Source organism: Mesorhizobium sp. WSM4884 (assembly GCF_029625675.1).
Taxonomy (GTDB): Bacteria; Pseudomonadota; Alphaproteobacteria; order Rhizobiales; family Rhizobiaceae; genus Mesorhizobium.
Genome location: NZ_JARTVO010000028.1, coordinates 12,093 through 26,883 on the forward strand (window position 1 = coordinate 12,093; position 14,791 = coordinate 26,883).

Consider the following 14,791-nt stretch of genomic DNA (forward strand, 5'->3'; position numbering starts at 1 on the left):
GACGCCGCTGTCGCCTCCGAATTCGACGCGGACGACGTATCGCTGGATTCTCCTCCCCGCTTTTGCTAGCGAGGCAGGATGAGCAACCGATTACCGCCCGCCTGGGCAAAGCACCTCAAGACGCAGCCCTCGGCGAGGGCGGTAGCGCCGAAAGCTGCACCACCCAAAGCCCAGCTGAAGGCCGGCCCACCCCGCAATCAGGCCGACGATATGCTGCTGAGGCAGGCACTCGAGCTGCAAGCAGCCGAGCAACTGCCGGAGGCCGAGGAACTCTGCCTCAAGGTCCTGGCGCGTACGCCAAACCATCCGCTGGCCTTTTACATCCTGGGAACCCTCGGCATCGGATACGATAACGAGAAGGCACTGCGATATTTTGCCCGTGCGGTCGCAGAGGAGCCGCGAAATCCATATTACCACCTTAGCCTCGGTGAGACCTACCTGAAGCTCAGCGAATTTACGCCGGCAATCAGGCACATTCAGCAGGCCTTGGCCTTGAAGCCGGATCTGGTGGAAGCTCTTTGCGCCCTGGGCGATGCTTACAAGGCGTTCGACAAGGGAGAAATGGCGCTGTCGCTCTTTGAGAAGGCGCTGAAAGTCGACCGAGATCATCCTGTGGCCCGGCTCGGGCTGCCCGCTGCACTCGCAAGTCTTGGCCGTATGGACGAAGCAGCGCTTCATCTAAAAGAGGCGATAGAACAACGCATCGCGGTACCGGCTGCCTACAACGCGCTTGTGCAAACCCGCAAATTCACGGAAGAGCCGCCGGAGCTTGCGGCAATCCTAGCCGAGCTTCGAGACCTGGATCATGGGTCGGCGGGGGCGGCAGCGCTCCATCACGCCGCCGGAAAGGTTCTCAACGACCTCCGCCGCTACAAGGAGGCGATGGACCACTTCAAGCAAGGGAATCAGGCCAGGGGTCAAACATTTGACCCGGGAAGCTACCGTAGCTGGGTCGACGCCATGATCGAGACGTTCACGCCCGAACTGGTGGCTTCATTGGCCGTTCATGGCAATCCGTCGGAAGTGCCTGTGTTCATAGTCGGCATGCCTCGCTCGGGCACCACGCTGACCGAGCAGATTTGCGCCAGCCACCCTGATGTTCTTGGCGCTGGTGAGCTCAGCAAGCTCAGACGAATAGCCAATGCGATAGCCCTCAAGGACGGCTCCGAAGCAAACCTCGGCAAATCGGTCGCCACGATTACTCCGGAGCTGACCAGGACTTTGGCCGAGGAGCACCTTTCCTATCTCCGCGAGCGAAGTCCCGCTGCGCTTCGAATAGTGGACAAGATGCCTCACAATTTCGAGTTGATCGGCCTGATTGGCATTCTGTTTCCCAACGCGCGCATCATTCATTGCCGCCGCGATGCCATCGACAATTGCATCTCCTGTTTCGTCCTGCCATTCAACGAAGCACACAGCTACAGCAGCGATCTTCAGACTCTCGGGCTCTACTACAGGGAATATGATCGTCTAATGCGACACTGGAGCAAGGTCCTTCCGGGGCGCATCTTCGAAAACCGGTATGAGACTCTGATCGAAGACCAGGAGGCGCAGTCCCGCCGTCTTATAGATTATCTCGGGCTGCCCTGGGACAATGCCTGCTTGCGCTTTTTTGAAAGGGATGGCTCGGTAAATACTTTCAGCCGTTGGCAGGTCCGCCAGCCGATCTACAAGTCGTCAGTCAAGCGATGGAAGAATTACGAGAGCGAGATCCAGGCTCTGATCGACGCGTTGGGAGATCTTGCCGAGGTTTGACCAGTAGAAATTCGTGCTGAGCCATAGCGCTCCCTGCGCTGAGTGCTCAGCCTCCAAGGCTCCGATAGCTTGCAATTCCGGCGATCGCGCCGAATGCAGCGCTTTACGCAAACGCTGCCCGGGTGCTGGAAGCGAAAAAGAAACCCGGCGGTTGCCCGCCGGGCCGATTTCGATCGGGCAAAGCCCGTTAGAACGAGCGCTGGAAGCGGAGCAGGCCGCCGACGCTGTTCTTCTTGTCCGCACCGGTGAAGTTGACGGTCGAGGTAGGATCGGCGTTCCACTGATCAAACTTGCCAAAGTGATCATAGTCGACTTCGGCTGTGACCGTGAAGCCGGGAACGATATCGTAGGCGACGTTCGCCGCCACGCCATAATTCTTGTCCTGATCACCCGACACCTGAAGGTTGAACGAGGTCTTCTCGTTGAACTTGTAGGTGCCGCCGGCCCAGAATGCCCAGTTGCCGCCCCAGATCTTGTAGAAGCCGCGGCCACGGGCGTCGATGACGTTCGTCGGGTCGTTCAGGTTGTCGTCGCTGCCGTAACCGAACATGCCGAACAATGACAATTCGTTGGTGACGTTGACGTCGAGGCGGACCTTGCCGGCGACTTCTTCGTAGTTGCTGTCGTAGGCAACGACGCCGGTGATGGCGCCCCAGCCCTGCGTGTACTTCACGCCGCCGACGATATGCGGAACATAGCTATCGATCGTGCCGACAGTGCCTGCGCCTTCTTCCAGCGAAATCACCGCCGAGAAGCCGTTGCCGGCATCGAAGTAGTACTGGACGACGTTGGTGTCGAAGTCGCCATAGGGGACCAGCGTATCCTGGATGACGTTGCCGGCATAGCCGATGAACGTATCGAAGGCCGATTCGTCCTTACCGACGCGCAGGCCACCGAGCTGGATCCAGGCGAAATTCAGCGAGACGTTCTTGTTGCCCGCCGGATTGTCGACATAGCCTCCCGTGACCGGATTGAAGGAGGCGCCGCGATTGTTGTTGCCGAAGTTGAAGCGAGTCTCGGTGTAGGTCTTCAACGTGCCGAGCTCGGTTTCCTGGCCGGTCCAGGTCTTCAGCGTGAAGCGGGCATGCTTGAAGAACGTGCTGTGCACGTCGCCGTCCTGATGATCGACCGACTTCGCGCCGTCGAACGAGCCGACGTCGCCGATGCCGATGTCGTAGCGGACATAGCCGCCGATGCGCAGGCAGGTCTCGGTGCCGGGGATGTAGAAGTAGCCCGAGCCGTACACGTCGCAGATCTTGACGTATTCAGCCGGTTCCGGCTCGGCGACGGTCACCGCGTCGGCGGCGCGGGCGCCCGAAACTGCGATCAGGGCCGCAGCTGAGCCGAGAAGAAGGCTCTTGATGTTCATTTTCTGACCTCCAGTCAGAATCGAACGGAAGAGCTGAACCTGAGGCAGGCATTCTTACGGCAATTGATTGATGTTGCTATATTTTTTCGGAAAATGATGCAGATCTGCGGAGTCACGACAGAGCATTGCGAATGTCACAGCGCGCGTTTGTGGGCACGAGAGAGCATCGCGGACGCATGTGCTGCAAGTGGCAATCGCAAACCTTGGAGATTGGCCGAAGCATTTCTCCGGTCGTCATCCTCGGGCGAAGCAAGGAGCGAAGCGACGCGGCGCAGACCCGAGGATCCATGCCGTTACGTCCACGTATCGCGGCGGTGCAGGATCTGCTTCAGCGCAAGGCGATCGGCCAATTCGTCGCGCCGCTTCGTTTCTCGGCCGATGTCACGGCATGGATCCCAGGGTCTTCGCGACGGAGCTTCGCTCCTGCTCCGCCCTGGGATGACGACGTCCGGAGGCTTCGGAGCCAAGCTTTGCAAGGGATTCGCAGGAAGCATCCAAGGCCAATCCTGCGAAGCCCGCAGGGCGTAGGGTGGCGGAGAGGATGGGATTCGAACCCACGAGAAGCTTTTGACCTCTACTCCCTTAGCAGGGGAGCGCCTTCGACCACTCGGCCACCTCTCCGTCGCGCCGCTGGATAAAGAAAAGCGCCGGCACAATCAACAAGCCGGCGCCATAATCGCCGAAAATTCGGCACGAGCTAGCTGGGTGGATGGCGCCATGCGGCGATTCCATGGCGATTCCCTGCCCGGCGACTCGTGGCTGGCGCCGCAATTTCGGCCGCCCATCGCCGGATTCGACCGGCTGCAAGGCCTTAATGGTTAATGAGAACTTTCGGAGTGAGGCCAAATCGTGTCATTTGTGCAACAACGTCCGGGGATAGCGTCCGGATAGGGCTTTCGCCGATACGATCGTGGTTGAACGCCGCCGCCGCCTGGGTAAATGTCACGTTCGAAGGAGCGGCGCGGTGCGCATCTTTTTCGGTAAGTGGGGATGGGGCAGGGAACGCTGTCCTTCAGCAAAAAATACCCAGACCCGTTTTTTAACTTTTGACTGGAGGTCAGAAAATGAACATCAAGAGCCTTCTTCTCGGCTCAGCTGCGGCCCTGATCGCAGTTTCGGGCGCCCGCGCCGCCGACGCGGTGACCGTCGCCGAGCCGGAACCGGCTGAATACGTCAAGATCTGCGACGTGTACGGCTCGGGCTACTTCTACATCCCCGGCACCGAGACCTGCCTGCGCATCGGCGGCTATGTCCGCTACGACATCGGCATCGGCGACGTCGGCTCGTTCGACGGCGCGAAGTCGGTCGATCATCAGGACGGCGACGTGCACAGCACGTTCTTCAAGCATGCCCGCTTCACGCTGAAGACCTGGACCGGCCAGGAAACCGAGCTCGGCACGTTGAAGACCTACACCGAGACTCGCTTCAATTTCCAAAATAACAACAACTACGGCACGGGGACGTTCACTGACGCCTACGGTGTGCATCCGGCCGGCAATCCGGCAGGGAACGGCAGCGTTTCGCTGAACTTCGCCTGGATCCAGCTCGGTGGCCTGCGCGTCGGTAAGGACGAATCGGCCTTCAACACGTTCATCGGCTACGCCGGCAACGTCATCAACGACACGATCGTCCCCTATGGCGATTTCGACACCAACGTCGTCCAGTACTACTTCGATGCCGGCAATGGCTTCTCGGCGGTGGTATCGCTCGAAGAAGGTTCGGGCATCAAGGGTACGATCGACAGCTACGTTCCGCATGTCGTCGGCGGCGTGAAGTACACGCAGGGCTGGGGCGCCATCACCGGCGTCGTCGCCTATGACGCCAACTACGAGGAAGTCGCCGGCAAGGTCCGCGTGGACGTGAACGTCAACGACGCGATCTCGCTGTTCGCCATGTTCGGCTATGGCAGCGACAACAATCTGAACGATCCGACCAACGTCATTCCTGCGCATGGCCGCGGCTTCTACAAGCAGTGGGGTGGCAACTGGGCCTGGTGGGCCGGTGGTACCTACAAGTTCAACGAGAAGACCTCGTTCAACCTCCAGGTGTCGGGTGATGACGACAAGAACTATGGCCTGGCTGCGAACGTTGCCTACGACATCGTTCCCGGCTTCACGGTCACAGCTGAAGTTGATTGGGACCACTATGGTCACTTCAACGATCCGGCCAGCTTCACCAACGTGAACTGGACCAACGCCGACAAGAAGAACAGCGTCGGCGGCATGCTCCGCTTCCAGCGCTCCTTCTAAGGGCTGGACCGCAACTGAAATCCGGCCCGGGCGTCTCTATGCCCGGGCCGTTTTGTTTTCGCGATTGGTCGAGACAAACGAAAGGATGGGGGTGAAACGGTAAGCTGACCGGGTCTGTGGAGCGACTTTGTGGGATCCGCTACCGGCGGATGTGGTCGGCCGCAAGATTCGAAAACTCTTGAAAGGACATCTCCGAACGGTTAGGGCTGAAGGCTTAACCACAGGGGGTGTGGCTAAAAATGTCGAACGAAGCGATTCAAGAGGGGGAGCCCTCTGGTCATTTTGCGGTATTTTCTTCTCAGAATTCGAAGTTTAGGTACACCTACAACAAGATCCGGGAAGTAAAATCGTACAGGATCGGAGAACTCTTTGCAGCATACCGGGATATACTCTGGGATGATGGACGGCATAAATACAATGTCAGCTCCTTCATCGGTGAAATAGACGAGATCCTTCTGGGAGAACGTTTCAGCACCTTTGACCAGAACACCTTGGACAATCTTATCGGTACCTTGCGCCAGCGCGGGAACAGCAACGCAACCATCAATCGCAAGATGGCTGCACTCAGCAAGCTGCTGCGCAAGGCTCATAAGATGGGAGATATCCACAGCCTGCCCGAGTTCCGCCGCCAGAAGGAGCGGGCGGGACGGATTCGTTTCCTCGAACGGGACGAAGAGGCAAGGCTGTTCGCTGCCATCAGGAGCCGCAGCGAGGACGCCTACAGGCTCTCCGTCTTTCTGGTCGATACCGGCTGCCGCCTCGGCGAGGCGCTCGGCCTGATCTGGAACGACATCCAGGAGCACCGGGTCAGCTTCTGGATCACGAAGTCCGGCCGCAGCCGCACCATCCCGATGACCGAACGGGTCAAGGAGGTGATCAAGCTGCCGCCGACAACCGAAGGGCGCCGGCCGAAGGGTCCGTTCGCCATGCTGACCCAGGCACAATATCGCGCCATCTGGAACGAAGCGAAGACCGAGGTCGGTCTCGGTGCCGACGAGCAGGTGGTCCCGCATATTCTGCGCCACACCTGCGCCTCGCGCCTCGTCCAGGGCGGCATCGACATCCGCCGTGTGCAGATGTGGCTCGGCCACCAGACGCTGGCCATGACCATGCGCTACGCGCATCTCGCCACCAATGACCTCGACGGCTGCGTCGTCGTGCTGGAAAAACCGCGTGTCGATCAGGCGTCCGGCCAGGCGGAGAACTCCGCGTTTGCCTCTCCCTTGACCACGCCGTCGCCCTCCAAGGCCGCTCGCAAGGAGAGCGGATCGGAGCCGGCAAAGGCGGGCCGCAAGAACTCGAAGGCGAAGTAGCTCTGGATCCGCTCCCCTTCTCCCCTTGTGGGGTGAGAAGCGGTCCGCGCAGCGAACGAAAAGCCAATTGCTTGGCTTTTCGAGCTTCGAACGCCCTGAGCCATGCGAAGGGCCGGGCGGTGTTGCCGAAGGCGACGGATGAGGGGTGTTCCAGGGAAAGCCAGCGTATCACTCCGCTGGAGCACCCCTCAACCGTCTCGGCGCTCCGCGCCGATCCACCTTCTCCCACAAGGGGAGAAGGGGGCGCGCGCTTGCATCGTCGATGCCTATACTGCCGCAGCCCCCCGGCATCCGGTTCTGATCTTCGGTTTTACTTGGGGACAACCTCACGCTCGGTGCGATCGAGGAAATTCGCAATCTGCTCCGGCAAGCTTCCGGTTTCCAGGAAGGGCGCGTGTCCCTGGCCTTCGACGGTGGTCGTCTCCATGCCGGGATGGCGCTTTTGCATCTCTTCGAGCGTCGCGGCGGACAGAAGCCTCGAATTGCCACCGCGAATGGCAAGCAGCGGCACGGCGGCAAGCGCATCGAACTGCGGCCACAGATCCGGGAGCGGCTTGGTGACGTCGACGCCGGCCAGCGTTTCGACCAGGGCCGGATCGAAATCCGGCACCCACCCGGCGTCGGCATCTCGGCAGATGGCGGTCACCATCCGCGACCAGTCGGCGTCGGAGAGTGCCGGGAAGCCGGCGCCATGCACGCGCCGCTGCGCGTCGACCGCCTCGGCGAATGTCTTCGGTTTCGGGTTGCGGTCGAGATAGGAGCGGATATGGGCAAGGCCTTCCGCCTCGATCACCGGGCCGATGTCGTTGAGGACGATGGCCTTCAGCATGACCGGCTTCAGCGCGCCGAGCACATGGATGATCAGCCCGCCGCGCGACGTGCCGATGAATGCTGCCTCTTCGATGCCCAGTTCCGACAGCCCGGCCAGCACATCGCCGGCCTCGACGCCGACATTGTAATGGCTGATATCGGGGTCGTAGTCGGATCGGCCGCGCCCGCGATAGTCGAAGGCGGTGACTTTACGCAGCGTCCTTGCGTTGCTTGAAAGGTAGAGCGCGAGCTCATGGAAGTCGCGCGTATTGCGCGTGAGGCCGGGCAGGCAAACGACCGGCCAGGCATCGCTGTTCGCCTCGCCGTAGATCCGGGCGTGGAGCTTGAGACCATCGGGTGCGGCATAGAAGAAGTCGGAGAAACCTTCGTGGCCGGACATAAGCACTCTCGCGATTGTCGGATCACCTTCGACTGCTACAGGCGCGGGCAGGGGTCGTCAAATGGCGGGCCTCTCCTTCTCCCCTTGTGGAAGAAGGTGGATCGGCGCGTAGCGCCGAGACGGATGAGGGGTGTTGGAAGGGAATGCGAGGTCGGCGATCTGTTGCCGTCTACCTCGGCTGAAAAAGGGCATTGCCAAGCTGGAACACCCCTCATCCGACCGAGCTTCGCTCGGCCACCTTCTCCCACAAGGGGAGAAGGAAAAGGCCCTCAACTCCGCCCGTTCACCAGATCTCCCACGATGTCGTACTTGCCCGAAATACGCATCTTGTAGACCTCGTAATTCTCCATCACGCGCTGCACGTAACTTCTTGTTTCCGTGTAGGGAATCCGCTCGATCCAGTCGACGACGGCGTCCACGTCCTTGCCGCGCGGGTCGCCGTATTTCGCCACCCACTGGGCGGCGCGGTTCGGACCGGCATTGTAGCCGGCGAAGGTCAGCACATAGGAGCCGTTGAAGCGGTCGAGCTGCTCGCCGAGGAAGGCGGACCCGAGCGTGGCGTTGTAGCCCGCATCGGTCGTCAGCCGCATTTGCGAAAAGGTCATGCCGGCCTTCTTCGCCAGCTGCCTGGCGGTGCCCGGCATCAATTGCAAGAGGCCGCGCGCACCGGCGCTGGAAATTGCGCCGACGTTGAACTCGCTCTCTTGGCGAGCGATGGCATAGGCCAGCGCCTTGCCGGAACCGGAGATGTTGGCCGAATCGGGGATGACGCCCAACGGATGCGACAGCGCGCCGACATCGATGCCGCGCTGGGCGGCGATCTTGCCGACTTTCAGCGCCATGAAATGGTTACCCTGCTGTTCGGCGAGCACCGCCAGCAGCGCCAGCTCGCCCGGGCTGGTCAGCTGTCCCGCGAGGTCGCGATAGAGCGTTTCGGCATAGCGGTCATAGCCCGCTTCCTGCAGGCGCTTGATCGCGTTGACCGCTTCTCTGGCTTCGAAACTCTGGCGGTCGGCTGCGCTCGGTTTCGGATAGGCGATGTTGAGGGTCCTGAGGCCAACGCGCTCGCCGGCGAGCTGGCCATAGAAAGTGGTGCCGTAGCTGGCGGCTCGCGTGAAATAGTCCTTGGCGTTGCCCGGACCGCCGACCTCCGCGGCGCGGCCGAGCCAGTAGTAAGCGCGCGACAGCGACACCGGCCCCTGGGCGAGCTCCGCGATGCGCGAAAAATGCGCGGCGGCCATTGCCGGGTCGTTGAGGCCGCGCAGCGCGTACCAGCCGGCATGGAACTCGGCTTCGGCGGCGCTGGCCGGGCTTTCGGCCGCATGCATGGAAGCGATCTTGTAGGCGGTCTTGACGTCGCCCTGGTCGACCAGCTCGCGCGACAGAACGCGGCGCTCCACCCACCAGGCATCGGGGTCGACCAGCGCGTCGCGGTCGGTCGGCGCCTTCATCACCACCGCGGCTGCATCGGCAAACTTCTGCTGCTTGCGCAGATATTCGGCCTCGGCGAAGAAATAGCCGGCCGAGCGCTGCGCCGCCGGCACGGCCTTCAGCAGCTTCGCCGCATTCTTGTCACCCTTGTCGGCCGCCGCCCAGGCGTCCGCCAGTTGCTGGGCGCCGGCGAGACCGGCGACACGCAGCGCGGAGGACGGCCGCTCGGCATAGAACATGCGCTCCATGCGGTAGCGATGGTCTGCCGCCGGGATCAGCGCGCCGAATTCCTTGATAAAAGCGGTTTCGTCCTTCGCCTCCAGCTTCTCCGTGCGCCAGAAGGGCACCAGCACTGCGCGCGCCGCCGCGGCATCGCCCAGCGCCACCTGGGAGCGGGCAAGGATCATCACGCCTTCCGGCGTCAGCGGCTGGCTGCGGCCGAAAGCCTGCACCACCACCTGCGGCGGCGGGTTCTCGCGGTAAAGCGCACGCTCGCTGTTCTTGCGCAACGCGATCGTGCCGGGCCATCCCGGCAGCATCTTGGCCGCGTCGGCGATCTCGCCGCTCGGCACCTTGTCGCCGCCATAGAGCGCGATCGCCCAGGCCAGTATGTGCCGGTCGAGCGAAGTGGCGGGCAGCGTGTCGCGCGCATTGCGCGCACCGGCGATGTCGTTGCCGGCCAGCGCGTCGAGGCCGCTCTTCAACTGGGCGATGCTGGCTGGAGGCGGGGAGGGCTGCGCCTCGCCAGGGGCCTGCGGCGCGTCGGATGCGGGGATCGTCGCCATCACACGCACGTCGACGCTGCCGCCGATCGCCATCCCCGGCATCAGCGCGACGACCGCGCTGAGAAGCGCGAAGAGATGGGGCCGCCTCGTCGGCATTCTTCATATCCTAGCACATTGTCAGCAGGCAGGGAGGCTGAAAGCCCGGTCCGCAGCCTAGACTTAGGTCGTGAAAGGCTCGTAAACAAAAGGTTATCGAGGCCGCCCGAATTGCGCTTGCTGGTGTCCCGATTCTGAAATTCGCATCACCTCGATATCGTGCGCGGCGCGAATTTCAGAATCGCAAGGACACTAGCCATCTGCCAACCAACCAGCATCGTGGTTTTCGATGTTCGCTCCGAGCCCGATATCAACGTCAAGCGAACATCGAAAACCACGATGCTGGCACTATTGCGATGCTTGCCGCTGAACCATGTCGAGACTATGGTGCGCGGCTTCGCTTTCGGTTAGAAGGCGCGCAAATAAACCGATCGACAAAACACCGACGCATGTCGCCAAAAACAACGACATGCATAGCCAACAAAGTTCCAGGAGTTTGGACAATATGCTGAGAGGCTCGCTGACCGCGCTCGTCACACCGTTCGAAAAGAGCGGGCGTTTCGACGAGAAAGCCTTTCGCGCTTTTGTCGAATGGCAGATCGCCGAGGGCACCAAGGGCCTCGTTCCGGTCGGCACCACCGGCGAGTCGCCGACGCTGTCGCATGACGAGCACCGCCATGTCGTGAAGGTCTGCATCGAGGTGGCCAAGGGCAGGGTCCCGGTCGTGGCCGGCGCCGGCTCCAACAACACCGAGGAAGCCGTCGGCCTGGTGCAATATGCCGAAAAGGCCGGCGCCGATGCCGCGCTCGTCGTCACGCCCTACTACAACAAGCCGACCCAGCGTGGCCTCTACGAACACTTTGCCGCCGTCGCTCGGGCGACAAAGCTGCCGATCATCATCTACAACATCCCGCCGCGATCGGTGATCGACATGACGCCGGAGACGATGGGCAGGCTTCGCCACGACTTCAAGAACATCGCCGGCGTCAAGGATGCGACCGGCAAGGTCGAGCGGGTCTCCGAGCAGCGCATGACCTGCGGCAAGGATTTTATCCAGCTCTCCGGTGAGGATGCCTCGGCGCTGGGCTTCAACGCCCATGGCGGCGTCGGCTGCATTTCGGTGACCTCGAATGTCGCGCCGCGCCTTTGCGCCGAGTTCCAGGAAGCGACGCTCTCCGGCGACAGCGCCAAGGCGCTCGAACTGCAGGACCGTCTCCTGCCGCTGCACAAGGCGATCTTCATGGAGCCCGGCGTGTCCGGCGCCAAATACGCGCTGTCGAAGCTGGGCAAGGTCGAGAACGTGGTCCGCTCGCCTTTGGTGACGGTCGAGGCTTCGACCGCCGAGAAGCTCGATCAGGCGATGAAGCACGCCGGCTTGATTAATTAGGGGTGAGGCGCCACCTCTCCGCATTATGAATCAAGTCAAGAAAGCCGACCCCAACAACAGGACGGTCGCCGAAAACCGCAAGGCGCGCTTTTCCTACGAGGTGCTCGACACGATCGAGACCGGCCTGGTGCTGACCGGCACCGAGGTGAAGTCGCTGCGCCAAGGTCAGGCCAACATCCAGGAAAGCTACGCCTCCGCCGAAGGTGGCGAGATTTGGCTGATCAATTCCTATCTGCCGGAATATCTCCAGGCCAACCGCTTCAACCACGAGCCGCGCCGGCGCCGCAAGCTGCTGGTCAGCAAGCGCGAGATGGCCAAGCTGTCGCAGAGCGTCGAGCGCGAAGGCATGACGCTGGTGCCGCTGAAAATCTATTTCAACGATCGCGGCCGCGCCAAGCTCCTGCTGGCGATCGCTCGCGGCAAGAAGCTGCACGACAAGCGCGAAACCGAAAAGCAGCGCGACTGGTCGCGCGAGAAGGGGCGGCTCCTCAAGGAGCGCGGATAAACAAATCGGCAATATCCAGGCAGGCTAGCAGGGAGCCAAGGCTTGAGGAACCGCTTGATTGTCCTGGCCCTGGCTTTCGTCTTTCTGGCGCTTGCTGTCGAGACAGACAGCTTTTTCCGGCCCCGCGCCTTCCCGCCGGATCGCGCCGAATTCCCGATCCGAGGCATCGACGTTTCCCACCACCAGGGCAATATCGATTGGCAGCGCGTCGCGGCCGACGATGTCGCCTTCGCCATCATCAAGGCGACCGAAGGCGGCGACCATGTCGACGATGCCTTTGCCGAGAATTTGCGCCAGGCTCGCGCGGCGGGCCTCGTGGTTGGCGCCTATCATTTCTTCACCTTCTGCCGCTCGGGCGCCGATCAGGCGAAGAACTTCCTTTCGGTCGTGCCGCGCGGCGAGCCGCTTTTGCCGCCGGTCGTCGATATCGAGTTCCACGGCAACTGTCCGAATCGACCTTCGCCCGCCGAACTGAGCGCGGAACTGCTTGCGTTCCTGCGGCCGGTCGAGGCAGCCTACGGCAAGCCGGCCATCATCTACATCACCGACGAGGCGGCGCCGACCTATGCCGCTCATATCGCGGTTCGCCAGCGCTGGCTGCGCTCGATTGCGATGCCGCCGAAAGAGGAAAATTGGGTTTATTGGCAATATCTCGATACGGGCCGCGTCGACGGCATCGACGGCGATGTCGACCTGAACGTGCTGAACGGCGGGCCGGCGAAGCTCTCGGAGCTTTTTTCCCCGGCGCCTGAATCCAGCGCTTCAGGAACGCCTAGCCTTGCAGGAACGCCGCAATCTCCGTGAACACGTTGACGAACATGTCTTCCGTCAGCACGCCGGTATTGGTGTTGTAGCGCGAACAGTGATAGCTGGAAAACAGCGTGATGCCGCCAGCCTCCTGGCGCCCACCATGGCGGAACGGAAGGGCGGCGACGCGCCCGCCCAGCGCCCGCACCGTCGACTGATGCGCGATCGAGCCCAGTGTCAGGATGGCGCGCAAATTTGGGAAGCGCACGATGGTCGGCCTGAGAAAGGTCCGGCAGGTGGCGATCTCGGCGCCGACAGGCTTGTTCTCCGGCGGCACGCAGCGCACGGCATTGGTGATCGCCGTGCCGATCAGCTCCAGCCCGTCATCCGGCCTCGCCTGGAATTCCCCGCGCGCCAGTCCTTGCGCGATCAGCGTGCCATAGAGCAAGTCGCCGGCGTAGTCGCCGGTGAAGGGGCGCCCGGTGCGGTTGGCGCCGCGCAGGCCGGGCGCTAACCCGACGATGAGAAGCTTGACGGAATCCTCGCCTTCCGGCGGCAGGAAGGTCGGCACCGGCGCGTTGAACCAGCCCGGCTCGCGCTGGCGCCAGGCGGCGATGAAATCGTGCAGCCGCGGGCAGAGCGGGCAATCGCGGCTGGGTTCGGGGGAGGGTGCGGCGCTCAAGGCCGCCGCTCTCAATAATCGTCCTCGTCGGCTTCGGCCGGCTCAGGCCGGCGTACCGGCCGCTCCGACGGGTCGCGGCCGACCTCGTTCTTCAATGTCATCAGGTCGATGAAGTGGTCGGCCTGGCGGCGCAGGTCGTCGGAGATCATCGGCGGCTGCGAGGCCATGGTCGAGATGATCGACACCTTGCGGCCGCGCCGCTGCAGCGCCTCGACCAGGGTGCGGAAGTCGCCGTCGCCGGAGAAGATGACATAGTGGTCGACGACGTCGGCAAGCTCCAGCGCATCGACGGTGAGCTCGATATCCATGTTGCCCTTGATCTTGCGCCGGCCGGTCGAATCGGTGAACTCCTTGGCAGGCTTGGTCACCACCTTGAAGCCATTGTAGTCCAGCCAGTCGATCAGAGGCCGGATCGAAGAATATTCCTGATCCTCGACCAGTGCGGTGTAGTAGTAGGCCCTGAGCAGGTAGCCGCGCTTCTGGAAGCTCGACAGAAGCTTGCGGTAGTCGATGTCGAAGCCCAGCGCTCGCGATGTGGCGTAGAGATTGGCGCCGTCGATGAAAAGAGCGATCTTTTCACGGGGATCGAACATTGAAAAATATCCCTTTCGAAAATTTCTGTCGTCTAAATGGACGCGACGGGCAGGCCCGATAATGGTCCCTTTTGCCGTCTCTTCCGAGATAACGCCAGATTGATGGATATCCAAGGGCGCGGGCGCGCATTGCAAGCAATTGTGATCGGCACTATGTCAGCGACTGGTGTCCGGTTATCGAGCCGGGCAAAGGCCGTCCTTCGGCCGCTGCCGCCATAAAGCTTGTATTTCGGCGGCGTCCTTGTTATGGAGCCCGCCAGTTTTCCATCAAATCCACGCATGAAAGGGGCAGTCCATGGCCCGCGTAACCGTTGAAGATTGTATCGACAAGGTCGACAACCGTTTCGAGCTCGTGCTGCTCGCCGGCCACCGTGCCCGCCAGATCAGCCAGGGCGCGCAGATCACCGTTCCTCGCGACAATGACAAGAATCCGGTCATTGCGCTGCGCGAGATCGCCGAGGAGACGCTGTCGCCCGACGACCTCAAGGAAGACCTGATCCACTCGCTGCAGAAACATGTCGAGGTCGACGAGCCGGAGGCCGACGGCGAGGCGATCGCCGACCAGACCGGCGCCGCCACCGCTGCCGCCGACACCGACGATGCCGAAGAGAACATCGCCTTCGATCGCATGAGCGAGGAAGACCTGCTCGCCGGCATCGAGGGTCTGGTGCCGCCGGAAAAGAGCGACGACTACTAAGCGTCACTGGAACTTGCCTGGATCAAGCATCC

The 14,791-nt window shown here is 61.9% G+C and carries 12 protein-coding genes and 1 tRNA gene; 7 read left to right on the forward strand and 6 right to left on the reverse strand.

Annotation, left to right across the window (positions count from 1 at the left end; genetic code table 11):
- The first annotated feature begins 78 nt into the window (after positions 1–78).
- Positions 79–1,755: a tetratricopeptide repeat-containing sulfotransferase family protein gene (locus P9236_RS28115; protein WP_278077884.1), complete on the forward strand. Its 1,677-nt coding sequence runs from the start codon at positions 79–81 to the stop codon at positions 1,753–1,755.
- A 187-nt stretch (positions 1,756–1,942) separates the two neighbouring features.
- Here P9236_RS28115 and P9236_RS28120 read toward each other — a convergent pair whose 3' ends face one another.
- Complete coding sequence (locus P9236_RS28120) at positions 1,943–3,124, reverse strand: porin (RefSeq protein WP_278077885.1); 1,182 nt, start codon at positions 3,122–3,124, stop codon at positions 1,943–1,945.
- Between the two features lie 530 nt (positions 3,125–3,654).
- Positions 3,655–3,745 (reverse strand) — tRNA-Ser (locus tag P9236_RS28125).
- 443 nt (positions 3,746–4,188) lie between these two features.
- Here P9236_RS28125 and P9236_RS28130 point away from each other — a divergent pair.
- Both P9236_RS28130 and P9236_RS28135 read left to right on the forward strand, forming a co-directional pair.
- Complete coding sequence (locus P9236_RS28130) at positions 4,189–5,373, forward strand: porin (protein ID WP_278077886.1); 1,185 nt, start codon at positions 4,189–4,191, stop codon at positions 5,371–5,373.
- Positions 5,374–5,612: 239 nt separating this feature from the next.
- Positions 5,613–6,686, forward strand: coding sequence for a site-specific integrase (locus P9236_RS28135; RefSeq protein ID WP_278077887.1), 1,074 nt, complete (start codon positions 5,613–5,615; stop codon positions 6,684–6,686).
- A 310-nt stretch (positions 6,687–6,996) separates the two neighbouring features.
- Here P9236_RS28135 and P9236_RS28140 read toward each other — a convergent pair whose 3' ends face one another.
- Positions 6,997–7,896 carry an alpha/beta hydrolase gene (locus P9236_RS28140; protein ID WP_278077888.1) on the reverse strand — a complete coding sequence of 300 codons (900 nt, stop codon included), beginning with the start codon at positions 7,894–7,896 and terminating at the stop codon, positions 6,997–6,999.
- 269 nt (positions 7,897–8,165) lie between these two features.
- A complete protein-coding gene (locus tag P9236_RS28145) occupies positions 8,166–10,208 on the reverse strand; it encodes a lytic transglycosylase domain-containing protein (protein WP_278077889.1) in 2,043 nt (680 codons plus the stop codon).
- Positions 10,209–10,653: 445 nt separating this feature from the next.
- On the opposite strand from P9236_RS28145, the gene dapA reads away from it, so the two are divergent.
- The 3 genes from dapA (at position 10,654) to P9236_RS28160 (ending at position 12,844) form a co-directional block, all read left to right on the forward strand.
- On the forward strand, positions 10,654–11,535 hold the full coding sequence (gene dapA, locus P9236_RS28150) for a 4-hydroxy-tetrahydrodipicolinate synthase (protein ID WP_278077890.1): 882 nt from the start codon (positions 10,654–10,656) through the stop codon (positions 11,533–11,535).
- A 25-nt stretch (positions 11,536–11,560) separates the two neighbouring features.
- Positions 11,561–12,040: an SsrA-binding protein SmpB gene (gene smpB / locus P9236_RS28155; protein ID WP_041002108.1), complete on the forward strand. Its 480-nt coding sequence runs from the start codon at positions 11,561–11,563 to the stop codon at positions 12,038–12,040.
- 63 nt (positions 12,041–12,103) lie between these two features.
- Positions 12,104–12,844: a GH25 family lysozyme gene (locus tag P9236_RS28160; protein ID WP_278077932.1), complete on the forward strand. Its 741-nt coding sequence runs from the start codon at positions 12,104–12,106 to the stop codon at positions 12,842–12,844.
- Here P9236_RS28160 and P9236_RS28165 read toward each other — a convergent pair.
- Positions 12,813–13,484, reverse strand: a complete 672-nt coding sequence (locus P9236_RS28165; protein ID WP_278077891.1) for a uracil-DNA glycosylase — start codon at positions 13,482–13,484, stop codon at positions 12,813–12,815. The genes P9236_RS28160 and P9236_RS28165 overlap by 32 nt on opposite strands.
- Positions 13,481–14,062, reverse strand: a complete 582-nt coding sequence (locus tag P9236_RS28170) for an NYN domain-containing protein (RefSeq protein ID WP_066997475.1) — start codon at positions 14,060–14,062, stop codon at positions 13,481–13,483. Before P9236_RS28170 ends, P9236_RS28165 begins: the two co-directional genes overlap by 4 nt.
- A gap of 295 nt (positions 14,063–14,357) precedes the next feature.
- Between P9236_RS28170 and rpoZ the strand changes: the two genes are divergently transcribed.
- On the forward strand, positions 14,358–14,759 hold the full coding sequence (gene rpoZ, locus P9236_RS28175) for a DNA-directed RNA polymerase subunit omega (RefSeq protein WP_040972027.1): 402 nt from the start codon (positions 14,358–14,360) through the stop codon (positions 14,757–14,759).
- The last annotated feature ends 32 nt before the right edge of the window (positions 14,760–14,791 follow it).